Origin of the sequence: Ectopseudomonas chengduensis (assembly GCF_900102635.1) — a bacterium.
Lineage (GTDB): Bacteria > Pseudomonadota > Gammaproteobacteria > Pseudomonadales > Pseudomonadaceae > Aquipseudomonas > Aquipseudomonas chengduensis.
On the sequence record NZ_FMZQ01000001.1, the window covers coordinates 111,638 to 137,157 of the forward strand.

Here is a 25,520-nt window from a genome sequence, read left to right on the forward strand (position 1 = left end):
TGACGTCGACATGTTTTCATTCTGCCGGCCAGCTACTGTATAAAGCCGATCCCCCCTGATGAGGAGCCGACGCCGTGGAAGAAGTCATCGAACAGCTGCGCGAACTCAACGAGCCGGTACCGGTACCGCTGGAGCTGCCGGAAGAAGAGACCCTGGTGGAAATTCAGGAGCAGATCCTCATTCACTTGCCCTTCGAGCTGCGCGAATACCTGCTCAAGGTCAGTGATGTGGTCTACGGCCGCCTGGAGCCAGTGACCGCCAGTGATCCGCAATCGCACACCTACCTGCCCGAAGTCGCCGCCGAAGCCTGGAGCCTCGGCCTGCCACGCGATCTGGTGCCGCTGTGCCAGGACGGCCGCGACTACTACGCCGTGGATGTGGAAGGGCAGGTCTGGCTATGGGATGGCGACGAAGGCGAGCTGACCGACGAAAGCTGGGACTCGGTCTGGCACTGGTGCCGCGACGTCTGGCTGGAGAGCTGACGACAAAGCCTTGTCGCCGCTGAAGCGCCTCCCACAGTTGGCAGCCGCACGTGACCCCGTGGGAGGGACTTCAGCCGCGACCGGCACAACACATCAGCCAAACCCGGCTCACACCTCGCCCTGCTCCAACGCCAGCAGGTTGAGCAAAAACCGCGCGAAATACAGCAGATCCTGCTCCATGGCCTGACGTGCGCCCTTGGCGTCGCCGGCCTCGATGGCGGCGAAGGCGTCTTCATGAAAGTCGTTGAGCCGTAGCGACAGGTCGGCGCCGGTAAAAAGCCGGTTGAAGAAGGGGCCGATCTGCAGCCATAGCGACTCGATCGAACGCATCAGCACCGGGTTGCCGCAGGCGCCGTACAGGTGCAGGTGAAACTGGCTGTTGGCGTTGAGGTAGTCCTGCACCTGGCGCGTCTCGATGGCCACATCCATGCGTTGCACGCAGTCCCGCAGCAGGGCCAGGTCGTCGCGGCTCAGGCTTGGCGTGGCCAACTCCACTGCCAGGCCTTCCAGCGCCAGGCGCACCTGAAAGATGTTCTCGTAACGTTCGCGGGTCATCGACGGGACCCGCACGGAGCGCTGCTGCTCACCCTCCAGCACGCCCTCGGCCACCAGCCGCTGCAGGGCCGCGCGAACCGGCATCGGGCTGGTGCCCCATTGTGCCGCGAGGTCACGGATCTTCAACCGCTCCCCAGGTTGAAAGCGCCCTGCCAGCAGGCCCGAGCGGATGTTCTGATACAGCTGTTCCTGCAGATTGTCAGCCATGCGCTACCTCCCTCGGTGGCGCCGGCAGTTGAGCAAGGGTCAGGCTACAGTCACGCATGAAAGGCTCCAGTGAGAAATGTGGCGAGTCTACGTCAGGAACTGATTTTGTGTGAAAAATGGCTGAACATGAAATATTTCGTGATCACAAATACATCTTTAATGGCAAAAATCCTGAGCTCTATAAGACCATTTACTATTTTGTGATCACAAAATATCATGCCTGTAGCGTCCAATCGAGGTAAGACCCATGACCACCGCCAGTGGTATCAGCCCAATCGCCGTTGATCGTTTCGTCGCTGCCGAGCGCGAACTGTTCCTGTCCCGCAATCCGAAGTCCGTGGCGCTGGCCGAACGCGCCCGTCACTCGCTGTACGGCGGCGTACCGATGCACTGGATGGCCGATTGGTCGACGCCAGTGCCGCTGTTCGTCGAACGCGCCAAGGGTGCGCGTTTCTTCGACGTGGACGGTCATGAGTACATCGACTTCTGCCTGGGCGACACCGGCACCATGTTCGGCCACTCGCCCGACCCGGTCGCTCGCGCCCTCGCCGAACAAGCCAACAATGGCCTGACCACCATGCTGCCCGGCGAGGACGCCGTGGTCTGTGGCGAGCTGCTGGCCCAGCGCTTCGGCCTGCCCTACTGGCAGGTGACCGCCACCGCCACCGATTCCAACCGCTACGTGCTGCGCTGGGCGCGCGCCATCACCCAGCGCAAGACCCTGCTGGTGTTCGACGGCTGCTACCACGGCACTGTCGACGACGTGATGGTGCGCGAACGCGATGGCCAGACCGTGCACCGCTCCGGTCTGGTCGGCCAGGCCTACGACCTGACCGAGCACAGCCGCGCCATTCCCTTCAACGACGTCGCAGCGCTGGAAGCCGCATTGGCTCAGGGCGACGTCTGCGCCCTGCTCTGCGAGCCGGCGATGACCAACATCGGCATGGTGCTGCCCGATCCGGGCTTCATGCAGAAGTGCCGCGAGCTGACGCGCAAGTACGGCAGCCTGCTGATCATCGACGAAACCCACACCATCTCCACCGACATCGGCGGCTGCACGCGGTTGTGGGGCCTCGACCCGGACTTCTTCGTGGTCGGTAAACCCATCGCCGGTGGCGTGCCCTGCGGCATCTTCGGTTGCAGCGCAGAGATGGCAGGCGCCATGAGTAAGGCGCGTCAGCGCGCCAGTGAAGAAAGCCACGGTCACGGCCACAGCGGCATGGGCACCACCCTGTCGGCCAACGCTCTGGCCATGCACTGCATGCGTGCCAACCTGGAACAGGTGATGACCCAGGCGGCCTACGACCACATGCTGCCGCTGGCAGCGCGCCTGGCCGAGGGCTTGCGCCAGTTGATCGGCAAGCACGACCTGAACTGGTCGGTGACCGAGCTGGGCGCACGCTGCGAATTCCAGTTCTGCGCCACCCCGCCGCGCACCGGCGCCGAGGCCGAAGCGGCGTTCCATGACGAGCTGCAGATGGCCCTGCACCTGTACCTGATCAACCGCGGCATCCTGATCACCCCGTTTCACAACATGACTCTGTGCTGCCCAAGCACCACCGAGGCTGATGTGGACAAATTGATCGCCATGCTCGATACGGCCCTCAGCGAGCTGCTGGCCATTCCCGGCGCCCGTGAGTGATACCCGTGGGAGGCGCTTCAGCGGCGACAATCGCGGCTGAAGCCCCTCCCACAGGATGAACTGCGCCCCACGACCCTTTGCGAGAACCGCCATGCAATTCGCCAATCCCCGGGAAGCGCGCGACTTCCTCGAACGCCACCCCGACGTACGCAGCATCGAGCTGATGTTGATCGACGCCAACGGCATCCCGCGCGGCAAGCTGCTGCACCGCGACGAACTGCTGGCCATCTACGAGAACGGCCGGCCGCTGCCCAGCTCGATCCTCTCGCTGACCATCCAGGGCGAGGACGTCGAGGCAAGCGGCCTGGTATGGGAAGTGGCCGACGCCGACTGCTGGACCTACCCGCTACCCGGCAGCCTGACCCTGCAACCCTGGCGCACGGTGCCCACCGGCCAGCTGCAGGTGAGCATGCATCCGACTCAAGGCCTGCCGGCCACGCCGGGCGATCCGCGCCATGTGCTGGCGCGCACCATCGACGCGCTCAAGGCCGACGGCTATCACCCGGTGATGGCGGTGGAGCTGGAGTTCTACCTGCTGGACAAGCAGCGCGACGCCAATGGTCGCCCGCAGCCCGCCGTGCAGATGAACGGTGTGCGCCCGCAGGCGCCGCAGGTCTACGGCGTGTATGAGCTGGAGCAGATGCAGCCGTTCCTCGACGACCTCTACGCCGCCTGCGAAGTACAGGGTTTGCCAGTGCGTACGGCGATCTCCGAGTACGCCCCCGGCCAGCTCGAGCTGACCCTGGAACACCGCTTCGATGCGCTGCAGGCGGTGGACGAAGGCGTGCGCTACAAGCGCCTGGTCAAGGGCGTGGCGAACAAGCACGGGCTGCAGGCCTGCTTCATGGCCAAGCCGTTCGGCGACCTGGCCGGCAGCGGCATGCATATGCACGTATCGCTGGCCGATGCCGAGGGCAACAACCTGATGGCCAGCGAAGACCCACAAGGCACGCCGCTACTGCGCCATGCCATCGGCGGCATGATGGCTACGCTCGATGACGCCCTGGCGATCTTCTGCCCCAACGCCAACTCCTTCCGCCGCTTCCAGGCCAACAGCTACGCGCCGCTGGCCAAGAGCTGGGGGGTGAACAACCGCACCGTGTCGTTCCGCGTGCCGGGCGGGCCGGCCAACAGCCGCCACGTCGAGCACCGCATCTGCGGCGCCGACGCCAACCCCTACCTGGCCGCGGCGGCGATCCTCGCCGGCATCCACAAGGGCATCCGCGAGCAAATCGACCCGGGCGCGGCCATTGTCGGCAACGGCTACGAGCAGGCCCGCGAAACCCTGCCCACCGACTGGCTAACCGCCCTGCGCAACCTGGAAGGTTCGAGCTGGGCACGCGAGGCGCTGGGTGAGGACTTCCTCAAGGTGTTCCTGGCGATCAAGTGGGCCGAGTTCCGCCAGTTCATGGGGGAAGTGGGTGAGCAGGATTGGCGCTGGTATCTCAATCACGCCTGACCTGACGGTGAGCTAATCTGTAGCCAGCGAGGAGGCGGAGAACGACTCATGAAACGCTGGCTACTGCTGGCTCTGCTGATGGCGGCTGCGCTGACGCAGGGCGAAACCCTGCGCGTCGGCATCGAGCAGCACGATTACTACCCCTACTACCGCGCCACGCTCGAAAGCCCACCCGAAGGCTACTGCCTGGACCTGCTGGAAGCCTTCGCCGAGCACGAGGGGCTGACCCTCGAATTGCTGCCGCAGCCGCTCAATCGGCTGTATCGCAACATGCTCGACGAGCAGAGCCTCGACCTGCTGTTCCCCGACAACACCGAGTGGGCGCGCCAGGCCAAGGCCGATCGCCACCTCTACTACAGCGAGGCAGTCGTACAGATAGTCGACGGTACCATGGTGCTCGCCAACCGCCGCGGCCAGGGCCTTAACAACATTCGCCAGTTGGGCACCGTGCGCGGCTTCACCGCGCAGGCCTGGCAACCCCAGCTCGACGCCGGCACCGTGCATCTGGTGGAAACCCAGGACCTGCACAGCCTGATCCGCATGGTGGTGCGCGGCCGCCTGGATGCGCTCTACGCCAACCCACAGGTGGTGCGCTACCAGCTCGGCCAACTGGACATGACCGACAACGACCTGCAACTGGACCCGCAATTGCCGCTGACCTACACCAGTTTTCACCTCAGCAGCGCAAGCCGGCCGGATCTGATCGAACGCTTCGACGCCTTCCTCGCCCAACGGCCGGATACGGTGCAGCGCCTCAAGGCGCGCTACGGCCTGTGAACCTCATGGGCTCACTTTGATGTAACGACCACCGACGCTGATGCCCATGCCGCCATAGACCTGACAGCCCTCGGCGAACACCTCCTGCACGCGCAGCTCGATGCCCTCACGCAGCAGTTGCACCGCACAGCCGCTGCCCAGGCCGGCATCCTCCAGGCGCATCTGCACGCCATCACCGACCAGCTTGCCATCCAGCTCACCGATGGCGGCTGGACCATATTCCTCGACTCGGGCACCGGCACGCACGGGCGAGAAACTGCCGTGATAGCCGCCATTGCCGTCCTCGCTGATCAGCAGCTCGCTCCACACCGCCTGGCCGCCGTAGCGCAGGTAGCGGCCGACGGGGCTGGCGCTCAGCGCCGGATAATCCAGTGCCTCGGCCACCTTGCGCAGGTGCAGACGGGTCGAGGAGCCGCTGAGGTTGTTGTCCAGCGCCACGCCCAGCCAGGCACGCGCCATGCCCGCATCGCCAGCGCGCAGATTGGCGAGGATGAGATTGTTCAGCGCCAACTCCAACTGTGCCGTATCGTCATCCTCGACGCGTCGTAACTGACGCTCGAACGCTTCGATGGCCTGCTCAAAGCGGCCGTCCTGATAGGCGGCGCTGCCGACCTGGTTGCACTGCACCGCTGTGGCGCATTCTTCGGTCGCCTGCACGGCACCCGCGAGCCCCAGCAGCAGCGGCAGGAGCAATAATTTCGAGCGAATCAGCATGGATGGCATCCTTGCAGTAGTGAGTGTGTATCTTGCATAGAACCAGCAGGCCTTACTCCCATAAGCCCCACACGTACTCGGAGCAACGATGGAAGCCGGAACCGCGCAACTGACGATGACCGTACTGATGACCCCGGATATGGCCAATTTCTCCGGAAATGTCCACGGTGGCACCCTGCTCAAGTACCTCGACGAGGTCGCCTACGCCTGTGCCAGCCGCTATGCCGGTTGCTATGTGGTGACCCTGTCGGTGGACCAGGTGATGTTCCGCGAACCGGTGCATGTCGGTGAGCTGGTCACCTTCCTCGCCTCGGTCAACCACACCGGCCGCACCTCGATGGAGATCGGCATCAAGGTCATCACCGAGAACATCCGTGAGCGCTCGGTGCGCCACACCAACAGTTGCTTCTTCACCATGGTCGCGGTCGATGCCAATGGCCGCCCGGCGCCGATCCCTGAACTGCAGCCGGATACCGCCGACGGCCTGCGTCGCCAGCGCCAGGCCAAGCAGCGCCGGCAGATTCGCGACGAGTTGCAACAGCGCTACCAGGCGTTGAGCGACGAAAAGAACCAGGCATAGGGTCGTAACGGGCGGGCCATCGCCTCCTCAATCGTGACCGATATAGAACAGCAGCTCGCGACGCTGCGGATGATCCTTGAGCCAGGTACGAATCTCGTCGGCGCGAGCGATGGCTTCCTCGCCGGCGATGCGGCTGAAGCGCTCACGTCGGGCCTGCTCGCTGGCCTGCTGACGCACCTGGCGCTGCCAGGCGTCGGTGAAGATCGCCGGCATGCGCTGGCTCAGCTCCAGGGCCTTGAGCAATTGCCATTCGCCGCTGTCCAGCCAGGCTTCGTCGCAAGTACCGCATAGGTCGAGACGGTTGGCACGGGTGCCGCTGATCTGAAACTTGCTCATCAGCTTGGCGCACTTGGGGCAACTCAGGGCATGACTGGTTTCGCCCGCTTCGGCCTCGGCGGCCAGCTCGGTTGATGTCTCGTGTGCTGGCTGGCGCTCGGCCCAGTCGCGGTAGTGCAGCAGGCTGACCAGTGTGCCTTGGCACTGTGCGCAGCCGTGGCCAAGCAGGCCATCTTCGAGTTTTGCTGGTTGCAGGCGAGTCGTACGGCAGGCGGGGCAATGCATGGTGACGTCCTTTTCATTTGAAGAGAGCGAACGCTAATGCAGAGCCGACGCATGGGCAAGCAACTGTGCTGAGAAGCACGTGGCAGATAAGCTAAGCTCTGTCTCCCGAAGCCGGAGTCGCCATGATCAACCTGTTCGATGTCTTCCTGCTGATGCTGTTCGCTGCCGTCTGCGCCTGGCTGTGGCGCGGCCACGGTATTCGCGAGCGTGCGCTGGCCTTCGCCAAGCAGCACTGCGCCAAACTCGACGTGGAGTTGCTCGACGGTGCCGTGGCACTGCGCCGCCTGGCTATCCAGCGTGATGCCAAAGGCCATCGTCGTCTGGCGCGACTCTATGACTTCGAGTTCACCGTCACCGGTGAGCAGCGCCTGCGCGGGCATATCAGCATGTTCGGCCCGCACCTCGGCCGCATCGAACTGCAGCCCCACCCGATATTGGAGCCGCAGCCCGAGCCGGTTGCGGTGCAGCAGCCAGGCAACGTCATCCGCCTGGAAGACTGGCGGCGCAAAGCGCAGTAGAGCAGCGTGCAGCCTCAATCGTAGGAGCCGGCTTGCCGGTGATATTGCGCTACTTGATCGCCGGCAAGCCGGCTCCTACACGATGTAAAGACCTATCAACTGCGCTGCAGCAGAAAGTCAGCCACGCGCTCGGCGCTGTCTGCCGGTTGCTCCTGCATGAAGCAGTGCCCACCCGGCACCACCTGACTGCGCACATGGGGGTTGCTCGCGCACCAGCGCGCCACGGACTTGGCAACGAAGGGATAGGTGCGTGAGCCGTGAATCACTTCGGTCGGCGTCGTCACCTTGGCCAGCGAAGGCCACAGGCGCCGCGGGAAGGAACCGAAAATATCCGCCTCGCGGCTGGGTCGACACTTGAGTTCGACACCGCCCTCGACCTCCTTCAGCGCATGCTCGATATAGGCGTCGAATGCCGCCTCGTCCCAGCCACGGAACATGCCGCGACCATGCAGTGCGGCGTGCGCGCTGGCACGGTCCGGCCATTGCCGGCGGCGCTTCTGCGCCTTTTTCGCCATACCGGTGCGCTGCGCCAGACCAACCACATCGGACAGCGCCATCACCCCGATCATCGCCGGGCTGAACAGCACCGGATCGAGCAGCACGGCACGGCGGAACAACTCGGGATGGCGCGCCAGAATCAAGCTGGTGAGCACACCACCGAAGCTGTGGCCAAGGGCGAAGCGCGGCACTTCACCGAACGACCCACGCAGGGCATCAAAGGCTTCCACCGCCAGCTCGGCGCTGCGGTTCCAGCCATGGAAGCGGCCGCCATGGTCGCTGTCGCCATGGCCCTGCACATCGCACAACCAGAGGTCGAAGTCCTCGGCCAGCAGCGCCAGCATCGGTGTGTAGACGCGCCCGCAATAGCCATTACCGTGCAGGAAATGCAGCAGCGGCTTGCCCGACGGCGGTGTGTGCCAGCCGCGCAGGGTGAAGCCGGCAGAGGTGTCATGAGACCAGGGCAGCAGTTGCATGAAAGTTATCCACAACGACGAGAGCGCGGCGAGTTTATCAGCCTGTCGCCAGGATTCGGCAGGCTGAAAACGACGCCTTCAGCGCGTCGATGTCCTGTGCCTGATCGAAGATCAACTCCAGCCGTGAATCCCTGCGCCATTCGCTCGGACTCCAGGCCGCCAACGCTTGCCCCTGCAAGGCATTCAACGAGTGCCAGCCTGCGGCGCCATGCAGCACGGCCTTGGCCCTGCGCCAACCCAGGCTCTGCAGCCAGCGGCTGACCTGCTCGAGGTCGAAACGCTGGCTCGGGTGCCAGCGCCAGCCAATGCTCCAGCCCTCGGTCTGATCCTGCACCTGGCAGACAGGCTCGGCGGCGTTGCGCCAGATCTGCGCCAGGCCGGGTGCAGTCGTGGGTAACTCGGCGCTCACCTCGATGGGCGAGGCCTGCGCCGCCAGCCCCGGCAACAGGGCCAGGTCGAGCCGACCCTGCGTGGTCCAGTGCAGCGGCACGGATGGCAGATCGGTAGCAATCCGCACTCGCGTCTCGGCGTCCAAGCCTTCGCTCTTGTTCAACAGCAGCAAGCCGGCTTCATCCAGCGCCTGGCTCTGCACGTCCGGCAGCGGTTGGCCTGCCGCCAGCGCGGCAGCATCCAGCACCAGCAGTGCCGGTTGCACGGCCAACACACCGAGCCAGGGCGGCTGACGCAATTGCGCCAGCAACTGCGCCGGATGCCCCAGGCCGGACGGCTCGATCAGCAGGCGGTCGGGCCTGGCCTTGCGCAGCAGGCGCCCGAGGCCAACCTGAAACGGCGCGCCATTGACGCAGCACAGGCAACCACCTGCCACTTCGGCCATGGCAATGCCGTCGTCGCCCTGCTCGAGCAAGGCGGCGTCCAGACCGATCTGGCCGAATTCGTTGATCAGCACCGCCCAGCGCTCGCCCGCCGGTTTCTGCGCCAGCAGGTGACGGATCAACGTGGTCTTACCGGCACCGAGCGGGCCGGCAATGAGGTGGGTAGGGATTTGACTGAGCATGAATTGATGTTCGGTGGTTCGCCAGACAAGTGCCAGCACAGACTGCGATTAAGCAGCATGTTAGATTCGCCGGCAGTTTTTCGGGAGTCGAAACGATGCGTGCATGGCTGTTGCTGTTTTCCCTGCTGCCGGGCCTGGCCCTGGCCGAAGCCTGCGTGGTGCATAGCCAGGCCGAACGCCTGGACGTGAAGGTCTGCCAGGAGAATCGCAACATCCCCGCCACGCTGTTTCGCGAGGGCTTCTGCCAGCCGCAGTTGCAAGGCCAGACGGTCGAGGTGGAGTTCGTCGAGCAGTGCCCCAAGGGTGCCCACGGCGTCTGCCAGAACGCGCGCGCCGGTAGCGGTATGTACCTGCAGGACATCCACTACTACGGCGTGGCCAGCGACGCGTTGTACCTGGAGCCGGCCTGCACCAGCCAATACCAGGGCACGTGGATCAAGCCCTGAGCCGAGTGTTGTAGGGCGGGTGCAACCCGCCACTCCCTGCTTGGCGGGTTGCACCCGCCCTACGCGGAAACGCTGACATCAAACTGTCACCCAACAGGCGCCTAATGACCTCGGGTACCTCACGTAACCCTCATGCCGAGTCACGCGTCGGCATGATCTCTTGGTGCTTAAGGCCGGGGCAGTTGCTCCGGCCTATTTTTTAAAGGCTTGCCGCTATCCGTAGGATGCGCTGTGCGCACCAGCAAACGCCTCGGTGTTCGCGGTGCGCACAGCGCACCCTACGCAACTGCGGTTTCGCGCGACTCAGGCCAGCCAATCCAGGGTCAACAACAGACGTCGCTCACCCACCGGCGGCTGCGGCGAGCGGTGGATCAACCCGCGCCCCTCGTTGCCGTGCCATTTCTCACCCTTGGCCAGCGCCACATGGCCGGCGTCGAGACGCTGGATCAACGCCTCGTCCTGCGGCTCTGCACCTGGCTGGCCGAGCTTGCTGCGCGGCATCACGCCCTCCTCCAGCCAGTCGCTGCCGACACCGGCATAGCTGGTGATCAGCCGCACCGGCACATGGTCGACGTGAAACCGCGGGCACATGGCCTTGTCCAGCGCGCGCAGGCGCAGCCCTATACGCTGCGCGTCGAGCAGGCAGGCATAGGCCCGCACCAGCCAGGCCACGTCGGCGAGAAAAGCCGCCTGACCCGGCAGATCGGCGTACTGCGCCACCAGGCCGTCGAGGTTCGGCTCGCTGTCCGCGCGCGGCAGCTCCAGGGTCATGGACTGCGCCAGCGGTTCACCTTGCGCCAGCAGCGCGTCAGCGAAGTCGGCGATCTGCGCCGGCAGGCGGCGCTGCCAGACGGCCAGGTTGACGCCGTCATGCAGCACCTCGCTGAGCACCTGGATATCCTCGCCCAGCACCTGCCGGGACACTTTCGGCAACTGCAGGGCGAACATCAGGCGGCCTCCTGCTGCCAGGCACCGAACGGATCAGCGAGCAGGCACCAGGCATCCGGGCCGCCAGCCATTTCCTCGTCGGTCAGCAGGCAGTCGTCCAGCTCACGCACCAACTGCGGGAAGTCGATGTTCTGGCCAATGAATACCAGCTCCTGGCGGCAGTCGCCGACTTCGGCGCTCCAGTGCTTCATGATCGTCTGCAGACCTTCCTCGTCCTGCGGCCAGTGCTGCTTGGGCACGAAGCGCCACCAGCGTCCGGCCAAGCCGTGGCGCATCAGCCCGCCGGCCTGCGACCAGCTGCCGGCCTCCTGATATTTGCTGGCCAGCCAGAAAAAGCCCTTGGAGCGCAGCAGACGACCGTTGCGCCATTCCTGAGAGAGGAAATCGAAGAAGCGCTGCGGATGGAACGGCCGGCGCGCGCGGTAAGCGCTGGAGGCGATGCCGTATTCCTCGGTTTCCGGTACGTGTTCGCCGCGCAGTTCCTTGAGCCAGCCCGGTGCCTGCGAGGCGCGGTCGAAGTCGAAGCGGCCGGTGTCGAGGATCTTGTCCAGGGCGATCTGCCCCATGCTCATGGCCTGGATGTCGGCGTGGGTGTTGAGCCCGCGCAGGATGGCCATCAACTCCTCGCGCTCGGCCTGGCTGATCAGGTCGATCTTGCTGATGAGGATCACGTCGGCGAACTCCACCTGCTCGATCAGCAGGTCGGTGATCGAGCGTTCGTCCTCCTCACCCAGGGTTTCGCCACGGCTGGCCAGGCTGTCGGCCTCATGGAAATCGCGCAGGAAGTTCACCCCGTCGACCACCGTGACCATGGTGTCCAGCCGCGCCAGGTCGGACAGGCTGCGACCCTGCTCGTCGCGGAAGGTGAAGGTCTCGGCCACCGGCAGCGGCTCGCTGATGCCGGTGGATTCGATCAGCAGGTAGTCGAAGCGGCCTTCACTGGCCAGGCGGCTGACCTCGTCGAGCAGGTCTTCGCGCAAGGTGCAGCAGATGCAGCCGTTGCTCATCTCCACCAGCTTCTCTTCGGCGCGGTTGAGGCTGACGTCCTGCTGGACGGTGGCACCGTCGATGTTGATCTCGCTCATGTCGTTGACGATCACCGCGACCTTGCGGCCTTCGCGGTTCTTCAGCACATGGTTGAGCAGGGTGCTCTTGCCGGCGCCGAGAAAGCCGGACAGCACGGTAACGGGTAGACGCTGATTCATGGGAGTGTTCCTCGTTCAGTCACGGTCACGCTGATGTTTTTCGCGCTGCTCCTGGCGCTCCTTGGCTTCGATGCACAGGGTCGCGGTCGGGCGCAGCAGCAGGCGCTTGAGGCCGATGGGTTCGCCGGTCTCGGCGCACCAGCCGTATTCGCCACGCGCCAGGCGTTCGAGCGCCTGGTCGATCTTGTCCAGCAGCTTCTTTTCCCGCTCCAGCAGGCGCAGCTGCCATTGCCGCTGCTCCTCGGCGGCGCCGATGTCGGCGACGTCGCTGCTGGTATCGGGTTGGCGCAGCTCGGTGAATTCCTCGTCGATGCGCACCTGCAACTCGGCACGCTGGGCCAGCAGCAGCTCGCGGAAGAACTGCTGCTGGGCGTCGTTCATGTAGTCGTCGGCTGGCTGGGCCAGCAGTTCGGCTTCGGTGGTCGCGGTCAGGGTCATGGCAAATCGGCTGGCTTGTTTCAATTGTTATAACATAACATTTATTTCTGACCGCTACCCACGGATTTACGATGAACGAACAGCCTCTGCCGGATATTGCCGCCCAAGCCACCCACCATGACCTACCGCTGGACTGGGTCGGCATGGCCGGCATCGCCCTGCCCATTCGTCTGGCGGACGCCGCCGTGACCGCCAGCGTCGATATCGGCGTCAGCCTCGATGATGCCGGCGCACGCGGCATCCACATGTCGCGCCTGTACCTGGCGGCGCAGCGCCTGGTGCATCAGCCATTGAACGTGCCGGCGGTGCTGCAGGTGCTGGACGACTGCCTGAGCAGCCACCAGGAGCTGTCCGACAGCGCCACCCTGACTCTGCGCGGCGAAGTGCCGCTCAAGCGTCCGGCGCTGGTCAGCCCATTGAACGGTTGGAAGGGCTACCCCTTCGAGCTACGTGCTCGTCAGGACGGTCGCGGCGTGAACATCGAATTACAGGTCGAGGTCGGTTACTCCTCCACCTGCCCTTGCTCGGCAGCGCTGGCACGGCAGCTGATCCAACAACGCTTCGCCTGGGACTTTCCCGACCAGCAGGTGGATTACTCCAGCGTGCTCGACTGGCTCGGCTCGACCCAGGGCATCGTCGCCACCCCGCACAGTCAGCGCAGTACGGCGACCCTGCAACTGCGCCTGGCGCCAGGCTGCGTCGAACTGCCCGTGCTGGCCCTGATCGATAGCGCCGAACACGCCCTCGGCACACCGGTACAGACCGCGGTGAAGCGCGCCGACGAACAGGCCTTCGCCCTGGCCAACGGACAAAATCTGATGTTCTGTGAAGACGCTGCCCGCCGCCTGCACAAAGCCCTATACCAGCTACCTCAGGTCAGCGCCTTGCGCTTGCGGGTCGTGCACGCGGAAAGCCTGCACGCCCACGACGCAGTGGCCGAAAGCAGCTGGAACTGGAGTTGAACAGGCATGCGGTTTTGCCTGCATCTGGCGTCGGCAAAAGCCGCCCCTGAGCCAGCGCCAGAAGCGCCGCCGACGTGCTGATCCCGAGGAGTCGTCACGCATGAAACGCCTGGCCATCTCTCTGCTACGCGGCTACCAGTACCTGATCAGCCCATTGCTGGGGCCGCGCTGCCGTTTTCACCCCAGTTGCTCACACTACGCCATCGAGGCATTGCAACAGCACGGCCTGCTACGCGGCCTGTGGCTGACCCTGCGCCGGCTACTGCGCTGTCACCCCTGGCATGCGGGCGGCCACGACCCAGTACCGCCCACCGATCGTTGCCCCCAGAAACATCGTCATGACTGATGTACAGCAGCCGGGGTTATGTCAGTTGCCTGCGCAGCAAAGGGCGCTGTGGCTATCCTGAACGGGTAACGGCCATTCCCGGAGCGGCTGCTTGATCGGCCTGGAACCGGGCAAAGCCGGCGGCGTCTGTGCTTAGATAGACGCCCACGCTGTAAAGGACATCGCATGCAGATCGAACTGATCGAGATCCGCGACCACCTGAATCGCTACGCCCCCTTCGACAACCTGCCGGAACAAACTCTCGACGAGATCGCCCGCCAGGTGCAGGTGGGCTACTTCAAGGCCGGTAGCGAAATCCTCGCCGTCGGTGCGCCGATCCACGAGCTGCATTACGTGCGCAGCGGCGCGGTGGAAATCCACCGGCGTGGCGGCGAACTGCACAACCGCCTCAGCGAGGGCGACATCTTCGGTCAGGCCGGCCTGCTGCGCGGCAACAAGGTACGGCTGGGTGCCACCGCGATCGAAGACAGCCTGATCTACTTCATCCCTGGCGCGCTGTTCCAGCAACTGTGCGAGCAGTTCGACAGTTTCGCCGACTTCGTCGAAGCCGAAGGTCAGTCGCGGCTCAAGTCCGCTCTGGAGGACAGCCACGGCAAGGCCAGCGAGCTGATGAAGATCAAGGTGCGCAAGCTGATCTCGCGCGGCGCGGTCAGCGTGCCGCTGGATACGCCGATCCAGCAGGTGGCGCAGGTGATGACCGAACATAGCGTGTCCTCGGTGATCGTCGTCGATCCCGGCACGCGCTGGCCCGACCCGAACCAGGTAGACGTGGCCGAGCAGCAGAACCAGGTGATGGCCGGCATCCTCACCGACCGCGACCTGCGCACCCGCGTGGTCGCCGCCGGCCTGCCCAGCGACACCCCGGTCAGCCAGATCATGACGCCCAACCCCATCACCCTGCAGGCCGACGACTCGGTGTTTGAGGCCATGCTGTGCATGCTGCGCAACAACATCCACCACCTGCCGGTGCTGCATCGCCGCCGCCCAGTGGGTGTGGTGGCGCTGGCCGACATCATCCGCTACGAGTCGCGCAGCAGCCTGTATCTGGTCAACGGCATCTTCAACAAGACCTCGGTGGAGGGGCTCAAAAGCCTGCTGCCGGACCTGCGCGCCACCTTCGTGCGCATGGTCGCCGACGATGCCAGCGCACACATGGTCGGCAGCGCCATGAGCGGTATCGGCCGCGCCTTCAGCCAGCGTCTGCTGGAGCTGGCCGAACAGAAACTCGGCCCGCCACCGGTGCCCTACTGCTTCATGGCCGCCGGCTCCATGGCCCGCGACGAACAACTGCTGCTCACCGACCAGGACAACGCCCTGGTGCTCGACGATAGCTTCGATGCGGACGAACACGACGCCTACTTCGCCGAACTGGCGCAGTTCGTCAGCGACGGCCTGGCCGCCTGCGGCTACAGCTACTGCAAGGGCGGCATCATGGCCACCAATCCCAAGTGGCGGCAGCCGCTGAAGGTGTGGCGGCAGTACTTCAGCGAATGGATCGAGCGGCCCAACCCGGAAACTCTGCTCAACGCCAGCATCTTCTTCGACCTCGACGGCCTCTACGGCGAAACCGAGCTGGTGGAAAATCTCAAGGATCTGCTGGCACAGAAGGCCAGCGCCAGTCCCGCCTTCCTCGCCGCGCTGGCGCGTAACGCGCTCAACCGCACGCCGCCGCTGGGCTTCTTCCGCACCTTCGTGATGGAAACCGACGGCCGCCACCGCAACATCATCAACCTCAAGGGCCGCGGCACCGCGCCGCTCACCGACCTGATCCGCGTGCACGCCCTGGCCTGTGGTTCCAAGGCGCAAAACTCGCTGGATCGCCTCGACGCCATCGCTGCCACCAAGCTGCTGCCCAAGGAAGCGCTGGAGCACCTGCGCTACGCCTTCGAGTTCCTCAGCCTGGTGCGCGTGCGCCATCAGGCCCGTGAAGTCGAAGCCAGCAACGCGCCAAGCAACTACATCGAGCCGGAACAGTTCAGCGCCAGCGAACGCCAGCACCTCAAGGAAGCCTTCCAGGTGATCAGCAACGCGCAGAAATTCCTGCGCTTTCGCTACCCGGCGCAACCGGCGAGCCGTCCGCGATGAGTGAGCGCGCGGCCCAGGACTGGCCGCAACTGTTCGCCAGCCTCGCCGACAGCAGCCGCGACCCGCGCCTACGCGCCTTCTACGGCGCCGGCTGCGTCGCGGCTGATACACCTCTGGAGGATGTCCCGCTGGTGGCGCTGGACGTGGAAACCACCGGCCTCGACCCACGCGAAAACGCCATCGTCAGCCTTGGCCTGGTACCGCTGAGCCTGCAACGCATCCGCTGCAGCGAGTCGCGCTATTGGGTGGTCAAGCCCACCGGCGAGCTGAACGCCGAATCGGTCACCTTCCACCACATCACCCACAGCGACATCCGCCACGCCCCGCGCCTGGCCAGCGTGCTCGACGAACTGCTCGAAACCCTGGCCGGCAAGGTGGTGGTGGCGCACTACCGCAACATCGAACGCAGCTTCCTCGACCAGGCCGTGCGCCAGCACCTGGGCGAAGGGCTGATCTTCCCCATCATCGACACTATGGAACTGGAAGCCCGCCTGCACCCCAAACGCACCGTGGGCTGGTGGGACCGCCTGCGCGGCCGACAGCCAATTTCCATCCGCCTGGCCGACAGCCGCCTGCGCTATGGCCTGCCGCTGTACTCGGCGCACCATGCGCTGACCGATGCGCTGGCCTGTGGGGAGCTGCTGCAGGCGCAGGTGGCGAGGCACTACCCGGCGCATACGCCGGTGGGGGCGCTGTGGAGTTAGACTCTGTACGGAAAGTATCTACGCATCGATGATGCTTCGTTAAAAAATCGGTCCGACAAGCCCCTTGTGACCAACGCACTTCAGTGCGCCCCGAAGGGACGAGCAAAGCGGGTAATCCCCGCCTACTATTCGTACATGGTGATTGCTCACTGATTTGGCTTGCTGACGCTCACCAGTTGCTGGATTACTTGGCCTACCGCCGCCTAGCATTTGTACATCACTTCGCAAACAGTAACTGCCGTGTGGTGACTCACCTGCAGATCCACAAGTTTGTGGCTGGTTTCGCCGCTTAGCATTGGGGACATTATCTGCTTCGGCGGGAAATTTGGGCGACTGGCTCAGCGTATTTCGCCAGAAACGGGAAGTTTTCTTCAGGGTTTCCTTAGGAACCAGTTCATATGAGAAGAAATATCAAAACTAGCGTGGTGGGCATTCAATACTACGGGCTGGACGAGCAATTAGTGCAGCAAATCCGTATGCTTCACCCTCTCACATTGATGCGCGAACCAGGTAACTCCCACGATAGGAATGCAGTCGCCGTCCTTGTTGGCAACCGGAAGATTGGCCACATTCGGCGCGTTCACTCTCGAGTGATTTCACCTGCCATGGAGGCCGACTTAGCCTCTATCACCGTTCACTTGGTAGATCCCAAAGACATCAAAGTCGACATCGAAAAATTCGAGATCATCATTACACTTCAGGCCAGCGCACCAATCACTGCCCCACAAGTATCTCCTACTGTAATTGCTGGTATTTATCGGCTGCGTTTAGGCATTGATGACAGTACATACATTGGACAGTCGAAAAACATTAATCACCGCCTGGAGAGCCACTGGAAGGACTTCCAGCTTGGCGCCCATGGCAACCCCGCCATGCAAAAGCACTGGAATTTATACGGCAGCAGTGGTTTCACTGCGGAGATAGTCGAGAAGTCCCCTGACAACCTTTCTCCATACAATCTTCAATCCTGGCTGGGGGAGCGAGAGCGGTACTGGATCGAAAGGGAAAGAGCTTCCGGCAAATGCGTCAACGTGCTCGATGGCGAAATGGTCATGACTGATGCTGCGATCAGAGACCGAGAGGCCTTGATGATCAAGCATGATCAACATGTTAAGGAGAGAAAGCCTGTACTCCTGCAGGAACTGAAGCAGGTAGAGCATAAAGCATGGCAATTAGAACGAGTACGAACTGAATGCTCAGAACGCGTACGCGATCTCGAGGAGTACCTCAAGCAGCATACTGGCCTTCGATCATGGGTATATGGCCGGTTGCCACAGAGAGCAGTTGATGAGCTACAGGTATCTATCGCACGGGCCAGGCAGGCTCTGGACGTTGCCCAGGTGGCCTGCGATGAGAACACAGCTTTGAGGCGTGCTCTAGTCAAGGAGAAGAAAGAGCTTAAAACCGTTCGCCAGAAGGCAGCAGTCACTAACCAAAGATTGCGCAGACTAGGTGGTAGGGTGAAGCCAACTGATATGATCTGACTGTGTAGAGGTGGTATTCGCCAAATAGCTAATCGCTGAGGGATGATAGTCAAAGGAACAGATTATTTACCCAGCCGGCTATCTGACATAGCAAGTAGCCCGGATAACCACCGTGTAAATGGTGGATGAAAAAAGCGTCATCCACCCTACGTGGGCGACAGAGTCCGCTGGTATTACCGAACGTAGGGTGGATCGGGGCGCGTAGCCAACGCGAAGCTTATCCACCGTCAGGCAGGCGAATGACGTTACAACCGTGCGCATCAAAAACACCCTCTCCCCCAACCCCTCTCCACTAGGCGTGCCCCCAATAAATGGGAGAGGGGAGCAAAAGCCAAAAGCTTCGCGAACAGCAGACTGGGGCGTCCCCCTCGACCCTACAGGCTGTGCTGCTAGCCGAGCACCCTGTCAGCCGTATAAACCGCCTCGTCGAGAAATACATTCACAGCCGGATGGTCACGCTCGCCCTTGCGGTAGGCGAGGAACACGCCGCGCTGGATATCGGGCGCCAGCGGCACGGCGGTGACGCCGGGCAGCGTTCGTACCAGGCGCAGGCCGGAGACGATGGAGATGGAGTTGCCCGAGGCAACCATGGCCGCGACCATCTCGAAGCCGGCGCAGTGGGCGTTGATGCGCGGCGCGTAGCCCGAGCGGCGACACAGGTTGGTGATGAATTCGCCGAACGAGCTGCCGGTGGAGTCCAGCGCCCAGGCTTCGTCGCGCAGCTCGGCGATGGTCAGGCTGTCGCGCCTGGCCAGTGCATGGTCGATGGGCAGCAGCACGTGCAGCAGGTCCTGGGTCAGGGGAATCAGCGCGTAGTTCTCGCGGTTTTCGTCGGGCTGCACGGCCAGGTCGTCGATCACCGCCACGTCGATCTGCCAGGCGCCGAGGGCGCTTAGGCTTTCCTGCGGTTCCAGTTCCAATACCACCACGTTCAGCCGAGGGTAGGCGCTGCGCAGCGCCCGCACGGTTTCCGCGATCACCGCCACGGCAATCGAGGGGAAGGCTGCCACGCGCAATTCACCGGCGATTTCCCCGCGCAGCAGCGCCAGCTCCGAGCGTGCTTCGTCGAGCACCATGAGAATGCGTTCGGCATGCGCCACCAGGCGCTCGCCGGCCGGGGTCAGCACCACGCCGCGCCCGCGCCGTTCGATCAGCGCCATGTCCGCCTCACGCTCGAGCTGGGACACCTGCTGCGAAACCGCCGAGGGCGTCAGGTGCAGCGACTCGGCAGCGGCGGCCATGGTGCGGCAACGGGCCAGTTCACGCAGGGTGCGCAGGCGGGTGATGTCCATGACGCGATCTCAATAGTTAAGGGTCGCTAACGAATAGGTTAAAAATAAATCAGTATACATAATGATATGGCCGGCCTTAGATAGAGATATCCACACGCGCTGAACCGGGCGCGTGGTTCACCCACATACAGGCATCGCTGAAAACCCGGTTTTCAGCCGTGCCCACAGAAGAAGAATCTCGCCATGGCTATCAGCGTTTTCGACCTGTTCAAAGTCGGTATCGGCCCCTCCAGTTCCCACACCGTTGGCCCGATGCGCGCGGCCGCGCTGTTCACCCACGCGCTGGAGAACCACGACCACCTGCCGCAGGTGACCCGCGTCGCCGCCGAGCTGTACGGCTCGCTGGGCGCCACCGGCAAGGGCCACGGCAGTGACAAGGCGGTGCTGCTCGGCCTCAGCGGCCATGAGCCGGATACCGTCGACGTGGACCAGGTGCCGGGCTACATCGAGGCCATCCGCCGCGACAAGCGTATCGTTCTGGCCGGCAAGCACGCCGTCGCCTTCGACGAGAAGGCCGACCTGAAGATGTTCCGCAAGGCGCTACCGCTGCATGCCAACGGCCTGCGCTTCGCGGCCTTCGACGCCGCCGGCATTCAGGTGCACGAGGCCACTTATTACTCGGTGGGTGGCGGCTTCGTGGTCAGCGAGGCGATCCTCGCCGACGGCTCCAAGCACAAGGTCATTGCCCCGGACGCCACCAGCCTGCCGCTGCCGTTCAGCAGTGGCGCCGACCTGCTGCGCCTGGCGCGCGAGAACGGCATCGGCATTGCCGAGGTGATGCGCCGCAACGAACGCCACTGGCGCAGCGACGAAGAGACCGATGCCGGCCTGCTGGAAATCTGGAAGGTGATGCAGGCCTGCGTCGACCGTGGCTGCCGCACCGAAGGCATCCTGCCGGGTGGCTTCAAGGTGCGCCGCCGTGCCGCGATCCTCGCGCGCAAGCTGGGCGGCTTCCAGCGCAGCTACCTGGAAGACCCGCTGCGCATGCTCGACTGGGTCAATCTCTGGGCCCTGGCGGTGAACGAGGAGAACGCCGCCGGTGGCCGCGTGGTCACCGCGCCCACCAACGGCGCCGCCGGCATCATCCCGGCGGTGCTGCACTATTACGCCAACGCCATTTCCGGCGCCAGCGAGCGCGGCATCATCGACTTTCTGCTCACCGCCGGTGCCATCGGCATCCTGTACAAGGAAAACGCCTCGATCAGCGGCGCCGAAGTCGGCTGCCAGGGTGAAGTCGGCGTGGCCTGTTCGATGGCGGCCGGCGCGCTGTGCGCGGTACTCGGCGGCACCCCGGAGCAGGTCGAGAACGCCGCCGAGATCGGCATGGAGCACCACCTGGGCCTGACCTGCGACCCGGTCGGCGGCCTGGTGCAGATCCCCTGCATCGAGCGCAACGCCATCGCTTCGGTCAAAGCCATCAACGCCGCGCGTATGGCGCTGTACGGCGATGGCTCGCACTACGTAAGCCTGGACAAGGTGATCAAGACCATGCGCGAGACCGGCGCCGACATGCTGACCAAATACAAGGAAACCGCCCGTGGCGGCCTGGCGGTGAATATCATCGAGTGCTGATACGCTATCGCCATATGCAAAACGCCGCGAACCTGCACAGGTTCGCGGCGTTTTTGTGTGTGGCAGGGGGCGATGATAGGGCGTTTAAAGCCCCCTCTCACCTTGATGCCAGTCAGTTGAGCGTCGACGCTGCGAATGCGTAGGAGCGGCGCCCCGCCGCGAACCAGGGCGATGCGCAACTGAAAAGCTTCGCCCCGGGGCGGGGCTCCTACGAAAGGCAACTTTGGCGGCCTTATCTGATCGGCAACCCTATCCCTCTCCCATAAATGGGAGAGGGACACAGCGACGCTCTCCTCGATGCCCTTCTCCCTTGGGAGAAGGTGGCGCCAAGCGCCGGATGCGGGGGTAGCCCGCCTAACGCGGCTCGCTCATCAGGCCTTTGACGATGGAAATACAGCCCACCAGCAGCACGATGGTGAACGGCAGGCCCGTCGACACGGCCATCGCCTGCAGCGCCACCAGACCGCCACCGAGCAGCAGAGCGATGGCGATGACGCCTTCGATGCTGGCCCAGAACACGCGCTGCGGTACCGGTGCATTGACCTTGCCGCCCGCGGTGATGGTGTCGATCACCAGCGAGCCGGAGTCCGACGAGGTGATGAAGAACACCACCACCAGCACGATACCGATGAACGAGGTGATGCCGGTCAACGGCATTTCACCGAGCATGCTGAACAGCTTCAGCTCCAGGCCGGCGTCCTGCGCACCGGTGAAACCATCGACCAGCAACTGGTTGATGGCGGTGCCACCGAAGGCGGTCATCCACAGCACCGAGACCAGCGACGGCACCAGCAGTACGGCAACGAGGAATTCACGCACGCTGCGGCCACGGCTGACGCGGGCGATGAACATGCCCACGAACGGCGACCAGCTGATCCACCAAGCCCAGTAGAAGGCGGTCCAGCCCTGGCTGAAGTTGGCATCTTCACGGCCGACCGGGTTGGACAGCGCCGGCAGGTACTGCAGGTAAGCACCGAGGTTCTTGAAGAAGTCAGTGAATATCACCAGGGTCGGCCCGGCGATGATGATGAACAGCAGCAGGGCCATGGCCAGGCCCATGTTGATCTCCGACAGGCGCTTGACGCCCTTGTCGAGGCCGGCGACCACAGAGGCCAGGGCGATCAGAGTGATGGCGACGATCAGCAGCACCTTGGTGGTGTCCGTGGCCGGGATGCCGAACAGGTATTCCACACCCGCAGCCGCTTGCTCCGCGCCCAAACCCAGCGAAGTGACCAGACCGAACAGTGTGGCGAATACCGCGAGAATGTCGACGATATGCCCCGGCCAGCCCCAGACGCGCTCACCGAGGATCGGGTAGAAGATCGAGCGGATCGACAGTGGCAGGCCCTTGTTGAACGAGAACAGCGCCAGCGCCAGCGCGACGATGGCGTAGATCGCCCAGGGGTGCAGGCCCCAATGGAAGATGGTCGCGGCCATGCCCAGGCGCACGGCCTCCTCGGCATTACCGGCGGCGCCGCCAAGCGGAGCCCAGTCGGTACGCACACCGTCTTCACCGACGGTGATCCCGCCCATCGCCGCGCTGTAGTGCGACATGGGTTCGGACACACCGTAGAACATCAGACCGATGCCCATACCGGCGGCGAACAGCATGGAGAACCAACCCATGTAGGTGTAGTCGGGGGTCGCGTCCTTGCCACCGAGGCGCACCTTGCCCAGCGGCGAGACGATCAGCCCTAGGCAGAGCAGGACGAAGATGTTGGCGGCGCCGATGAAGAACCAGGCCATGTGGTGAGTGAGCCAGTCGCGCACACCACTGAACAGCGGTTCGATCTGATTCTGCAGGGCCAGGGCGAGGATCACGAAGATCACCGCGACCAGTGCGGAGATGGTGAAGACCTTGCCGTGAATGTCGAGGGCGAAGACGAACTGCCCTTTGATGTTGTCCTGACCGATGACGTAATCGGTGTCGATCAGGTTGGCTTCACCGGTCGGTGCCGGGATGCCTTCGTGGGTTTCCGCTGCGGATGGCGGGGACGTGTCATGCGAAGGGACGTTTCCCATACGAGGCGTACTCCTTGATGTGTTTTGGGCTCGCTAAGCCGAACGTGAACAGGACGGATGCCCTCCTCGAATTAAAGACGACCTGCAAACGGGTCGAACCGGAAAGGGTAACACATGAATTCCGCTCACTCAGACTCACAGACACATGAAAGTCCTGAATAATTCCTCGAAAGGTGGCAATTTGCCCGACACTGCCATTCGCCAGATAGCCATGGCAGGATGCTCGCGAACGCTGCATAACCCCCGTGGTCAGCTGCACACAGCCTGTGCAAAGGAAGACCCTGCATGCCTGCGGATTTCGGCATTCCCCATCTGTTCGCGTATCTGATCGCCACCATCCACGCCCTTGGTGTACTGGCCGCGATCCACGCCGTGCTGACCGTGCGCACCGCCCAGGGCGCGCTGGCCTGGGGCCTGTCGCTGTTCTTCATGCCCTACCTGACGCTGCTGCCGTACCTGGTGTTCGGCCGCAGCCGCTTCGATGCCTACGTCAAGGCGCGGCGCCAGGCCGACAAGGAAATGCACCACGCCATGGCCGAACAGGATTGGCGCCCCTGGGTCGAGGAAGCCAAGGCGGCGCACCTGTCGCCGGCCTACGACCGCCTGCGCGCGCTGCCGCGCCTGTCGCATCTGCCCGGCCTGATCGGCAACCGCGTCGAACTGCTGATCGACGGCGAAGCCACCTTCGCCGCCATCTTCGCAGCCCTGGCCAGCGCCCAGCAGGTGATCCTGCTGCAATTCTTCATCATCCGTGATGACCGCCTCGGCCGGTGCCTGCAAGACGTACTGCTGGAGCGCGCCTCCGCGGGCGTACAGGTGCATGTGCTGTATGACGGCGTCGGCAGCCATTCGCTATCCGCCGCCTTCATCGATCGCCTGCGCCGCGGCGGCGTGCAGATACACGCCTTCCCCACACGCGCCGGGCTGTTCAATCGCTTTCAGCTGAATTTCCGCAATCACCGCAAGATCGTCGTGGTCGACGGCGAGATCGGCTTTCTCGGCGGGCTCAACGTCGGCATCGAATACCTCGGGCAGAAGCCGCCACTGGCGCCCTGGCGCGACACCCACGTCGAGGTGCGCGGCCCCGTGGTGGCCAGCCTGCAGGAAGCCTTCGCCGAAGACTGGTACTGGGCCTGTCAGAAGCTGCCGCCGCTGCTGATGCCGAGCAAGCAGGATGGCCCCGGCCTGCTCTGCCAGGTGATCGCCAGCGGCCCGGCCGACCCGCAGGAAACCTGCTCGCTGCTGTTCGTCGAAGCGATTCATGCCGCGCGCGAGCGGGTGTGGCTGAGTAGCCCGTACTTCGTGCCCGACGAGGCGCTGTTCGCCGCGCTGCGCCTGGCGGTGATGCGCGGCGTGGACGTGCGCCTGCTGCTGCCGTCACGCCCCGATCACCGCATTGTCTATGCTGCCTCCAGCCTCTACGCCTTCGAGGCGCTGCGCGCCGGCGTGCGCATCTTCCGTTATCAACCGGGGTTCCTGCACCAGAAGGCGCTGCTGATCGACCACGATGTCAGCATGCTGGGCAGCGCCAACCTGGACAACCGTTCCTTCCGCCTGAATTTCGAGGTCAACCTGCTGACCTTCGACGAGGGCTTCAACGCCCAGGTAGCGAACATGCTGGAGGAAGACTTCAGCCGCTCACGCGAGCTGGTCAACGCCGACCGGCGCAACCTGCACCGCCTGCAGCAACTGGGCATGCGCGTAGCGCGGCTGATCTCGCCGATTCTCTGAGCCGCGGCTATGGTTAGGATGCCAGCCGCTGTTAGCTGTCAGCGAGAACCCGCCTGCCATGACCAAGTGCTTTGCCCTGCTGCTCTGCCTGTTCGTCCTGCCCGCTCTGGCACAGGAGGAGATTCACGTCGGTGTCGAACTGCAGCCCTATCAGCCTTACTCGGATGTGGAGAACGGCGAATACCGTGGCTATGCACGCGATCTGCTGGACGCCTTCGCCGCCGAGCATGGCTATCGCTTCGTCTACATGCCGCTGCCGGTCAGGCGCCTGCTCGGCGATTTCCTGTCTGGCCGGGTCGACCTCAAGTTCCCCGATCACCCGCAATGGAACGCCGACCAGAAAGCCGGCCATGACATCCACTACAGCGCCCCGGCAGCGCCCTATGTCGACGGCATTCTGGTCAAACCGCAGCATCTCGGTCAGGGCCAGCAGCGCATCGAACTGCTTGGCACGCAGAATGGCTTCACGCCCTGGCCCTACCTGCCGGACATCCGCGCCGGAAAAATCCGCCTGATCCAGGCCAACCAGATCGACTCGTTGCTGCGCATGGCAAGCAGTGACCGCGTCGACGCGGTCTACCTCAACCCCAGGGTAGTAGCCCACCAACTCAGGCAGATGCGTATGGCGGCTGACAGCCTGGTGTTCGACCCAGAGCTGCCGCACGTGGAAGATCACTACTACCTGTCGAGCATCCACCACCCGCAACTGATCGAGGCGTTCAACCGTTTTCTCGAAGAGCGAGCCGAGCTGGTGGGAGAAATCCGCCGTCGCCACGGGCTGTGAGTCGACCCGTGGCGTGG

25 protein-coding genes are annotated in these 25,520 nt (G+C 63.9%); 15 read left to right on the plus strand and 10 right to left on the minus strand.

Annotated elements, in window-relative coordinates; all coding sequences use genetic code 11:
• The first annotated feature begins 74 nt into the window (after positions 1–74).
• Positions 75–482, plus strand: a complete 408-nt coding sequence (locus BLS08_RS00475; RefSeq protein WP_017676192.1) for an SMI1/KNR4 family protein — start codon at positions 75–77, stop codon at positions 480–482.
• A gap of 108 nt (positions 483–590) precedes the next feature.
• Here BLS08_RS00475 and BLS08_RS00480 read toward each other — a convergent pair whose 3' ends face one another.
• Positions 591–1,244, minus strand: a complete 654-nt coding sequence (locus tag BLS08_RS00480) for a GntR family transcriptional regulator (protein WP_017676193.1) — start codon at positions 1,242–1,244, stop codon at positions 591–593.
• A 247-nt stretch (positions 1,245–1,491) separates the two neighbouring features.
• Between BLS08_RS00480 and BLS08_RS00485 the strand changes: the two genes are divergently transcribed.
• From BLS08_RS00485 to BLS08_RS00495, 3 genes are all read left to right on the plus strand, one after another.
• Positions 1,492–2,886 (plus strand): aspartate aminotransferase family protein, encoded by a 1,395-nt coding sequence (locus BLS08_RS00485; RefSeq protein ID WP_017676194.1) that lies wholly within the window; start codon positions 1,492–1,494, stop codon positions 2,884–2,886.
• A 91-nt stretch (positions 2,887–2,977) separates the two neighbouring features.
• On the plus strand, positions 2,978–4,345 hold the full coding sequence (locus tag BLS08_RS00490; protein WP_017676195.1) for a glutamine synthetase family protein: 1,368 nt from the start codon (positions 2,978–2,980) through the stop codon (positions 4,343–4,345).
• A gap of 48 nt (positions 4,346–4,393) precedes the next feature.
• Positions 4,394–5,122, plus strand: coding sequence for a substrate-binding periplasmic protein (locus BLS08_RS00495; RefSeq protein ID WP_017676196.1), 729 nt, complete (start codon positions 4,394–4,396; stop codon positions 5,120–5,122).
• Between the two features lie 3 nt (positions 5,123–5,125).
• Here BLS08_RS00495 and BLS08_RS00500 read toward each other — a convergent pair whose 3' ends face one another.
• Positions 5,126–5,836 carry a tetratricopeptide repeat protein gene (locus BLS08_RS00500; RefSeq protein ID WP_017676197.1) on the minus strand — a complete coding sequence of 237 codons (711 nt, stop codon included), beginning with the start codon at positions 5,834–5,836 and terminating at the stop codon, positions 5,126–5,128.
• A gap of 88 nt (positions 5,837–5,924) precedes the next feature.
• Between BLS08_RS00500 and BLS08_RS00505 the strand changes: the two genes are divergently transcribed.
• Positions 5,925–6,416, plus strand: coding sequence for an acyl-CoA thioesterase (locus BLS08_RS00505; RefSeq protein ID WP_017676198.1), 492 nt, complete (start codon positions 5,925–5,927; stop codon positions 6,414–6,416).
• A gap of 27 nt (positions 6,417–6,443) precedes the next feature.
• Here BLS08_RS00505 and BLS08_RS00510 read toward each other — a convergent pair whose 3' ends face one another.
• A complete protein-coding gene (locus BLS08_RS00510) occupies positions 6,444–6,977 on the minus strand; it encodes a TFIIB-type zinc ribbon-containing protein (RefSeq protein WP_017676199.1) in 534 nt (177 codons plus the stop codon).
• A 122-nt stretch (positions 6,978–7,099) separates the two neighbouring features.
• Between BLS08_RS00510 and BLS08_RS00515 the strand changes: the two genes are divergently transcribed.
• Positions 7,100–7,495 carry a DUF3301 domain-containing protein gene (locus tag BLS08_RS00515; RefSeq protein WP_017676200.1) on the plus strand — a complete coding sequence of 132 codons (396 nt, stop codon included), beginning with the start codon at positions 7,100–7,102 and terminating at the stop codon, positions 7,493–7,495.
• Positions 7,496–7,590: 95 nt separating this feature from the next.
• On the opposite strand, the gene BLS08_RS00520 is transcribed toward BLS08_RS00515, so the two are convergent.
• Together BLS08_RS00520 and BLS08_RS00525 are read right to left on the minus strand one after the other, a co-directional pair.
• Positions 7,591–8,469 (minus strand): alpha/beta fold hydrolase, encoded by an 879-nt coding sequence (locus BLS08_RS00520; protein ID WP_017676201.1) that lies wholly within the window; start codon positions 8,467–8,469, stop codon positions 7,591–7,593.
• 37 nt (positions 8,470–8,506) lie between these two features.
• Complete coding sequence (locus tag BLS08_RS00525; RefSeq protein WP_017676202.1) at positions 8,507–9,484, minus strand: CobW family GTP-binding protein; 978 nt, start codon at positions 9,482–9,484, stop codon at positions 8,507–8,509.
• Positions 9,485–9,579: 95 nt separating this feature from the next.
• Between BLS08_RS00525 and BLS08_RS00530 the strand changes: the two genes are divergently transcribed.
• Complete coding sequence (locus BLS08_RS00530; protein WP_017676203.1) at positions 9,580–9,930, plus strand: hypothetical protein; 351 nt, start codon at positions 9,580–9,582, stop codon at positions 9,928–9,930.
• A gap of 303 nt (positions 9,931–10,233) precedes the next feature.
• Here BLS08_RS00530 and BLS08_RS00535 read toward each other — a convergent pair whose 3' ends face one another.
• Genes BLS08_RS00535 through dksA form a run of 3 tightly spaced genes read right to left on the minus strand, consistent with a single transcriptional unit; the run spans position 10,234 to position 12,521 of the window.
• Positions 10,234–10,878 carry a DUF1826 domain-containing protein gene (locus BLS08_RS00535; RefSeq protein ID WP_017676204.1) on the minus strand — a complete coding sequence of 215 codons (645 nt, stop codon included), beginning with the start codon at positions 10,876–10,878 and terminating at the stop codon, positions 10,234–10,236.
• Positions 10,878–12,083, minus strand: a complete 1,206-nt coding sequence (gene zigA, locus BLS08_RS00540; protein ID WP_017676205.1) for a zinc metallochaperone GTPase ZigA — start codon at positions 12,081–12,083, stop codon at positions 10,878–10,880. Before zigA ends, BLS08_RS00535 begins: the two co-directional genes overlap by 1 nt.
• Before the next feature lie 15 nt (positions 12,084–12,098).
• Entirely contained in the window at positions 12,099–12,521 is a 423-nt protein-coding gene (dksA, locus tag BLS08_RS00545) for an RNA polymerase-binding protein DksA (protein WP_017676206.1), read from the minus strand.
• A gap of 71 nt (positions 12,522–12,592) precedes the next feature.
• On the opposite strand from dksA, the gene folE2 reads away from it, so the two are divergent.
• The 5 genes from folE2 to BLS08_RS00570 all read left to right on the plus strand — a co-directional run bounded on the left by folE2 (position 12,593) and on the right by BLS08_RS00570 (position 18,102).
• Positions 12,593–13,483, plus strand: coding sequence for a GTP cyclohydrolase FolE2 (folE2, locus tag BLS08_RS00550; protein WP_017676207.1), 891 nt, complete (start codon positions 12,593–12,595; stop codon positions 13,481–13,483).
• Positions 13,484–13,583: 100 nt separating this feature from the next.
• Positions 13,584–13,829 (plus strand): membrane protein insertion efficiency factor YidD, encoded by a 246-nt coding sequence (gene yidD / locus BLS08_RS00555; protein WP_017676208.1) that lies wholly within the window; start codon positions 13,584–13,586, stop codon positions 13,827–13,829.
• Between the two features lie 165 nt (positions 13,830–13,994).
• A complete protein-coding gene (locus tag BLS08_RS00560) occupies positions 13,995–15,914 on the plus strand; it encodes a DUF294 nucleotidyltransferase-like domain-containing protein (RefSeq protein ID WP_090335852.1) in 1,920 nt (639 codons plus the stop codon).
• Positions 15,911–16,618, plus strand: coding sequence for a 3'-5' exonuclease (locus tag BLS08_RS00565; protein WP_090335854.1), 708 nt, complete (start codon positions 15,911–15,913; stop codon positions 16,616–16,618). Before BLS08_RS00560 ends, BLS08_RS00565 begins: the two co-directional genes overlap by 4 nt.
• A gap of 398 nt (positions 16,619–17,016) precedes the next feature.
• Complete coding sequence (locus BLS08_RS00570) at positions 17,017–18,102, plus strand: HIRAN domain-containing protein (protein ID WP_090335856.1); 1,086 nt, start codon at positions 17,017–17,019, stop codon at positions 18,100–18,102.
• A gap of 389 nt (positions 18,103–18,491) precedes the next feature.
• On the opposite strand, the gene BLS08_RS00575 is transcribed toward BLS08_RS00570, so the two are convergent.
• Positions 18,492–19,394, minus strand: coding sequence for a LysR family transcriptional regulator (locus tag BLS08_RS00575; RefSeq protein WP_090335857.1), 903 nt, complete (start codon positions 19,392–19,394; stop codon positions 18,492–18,494).
• 183 nt (positions 19,395–19,577) lie between these two features.
• On the opposite strand from BLS08_RS00575, the gene BLS08_RS00580 reads away from it, so the two are divergent.
• Positions 19,578–20,966 carry an L-serine ammonia-lyase gene (locus BLS08_RS00580; RefSeq protein ID WP_090335859.1) on the plus strand — a complete coding sequence of 463 codons (1,389 nt, stop codon included), beginning with the start codon at positions 19,578–19,580 and terminating at the stop codon, positions 20,964–20,966.
• Between the two features lie 354 nt (positions 20,967–21,320).
• Here the strand turns inward: BLS08_RS00580 and BLS08_RS00585 are convergent, their stop codons facing one another.
• A complete protein-coding gene (locus BLS08_RS00585; RefSeq protein WP_021487392.1) occupies positions 21,321–22,988 on the minus strand; it encodes a BCCT family transporter in 1,668 nt (555 codons plus the stop codon).
• 285 nt (positions 22,989–23,273) lie between these two features.
• On the opposite strand from BLS08_RS00585, the gene cls reads away from it, so the two are divergent.
• Positions 23,274–24,719 carry a cardiolipin synthase gene (cls, locus tag BLS08_RS00590; RefSeq protein ID WP_090335860.1) on the plus strand — a complete coding sequence of 482 codons (1,446 nt, stop codon included), beginning with the start codon at positions 23,274–23,276 and terminating at the stop codon, positions 24,717–24,719.
• 58 nt (positions 24,720–24,777) lie between these two features.
• Positions 24,778–25,503, plus strand: a complete 726-nt coding sequence (locus tag BLS08_RS00595) for a substrate-binding periplasmic protein (protein ID WP_090335862.1) — start codon at positions 24,778–24,780, stop codon at positions 25,501–25,503.
• Positions 25,504–25,520 lie beyond the last annotated feature (17 nt).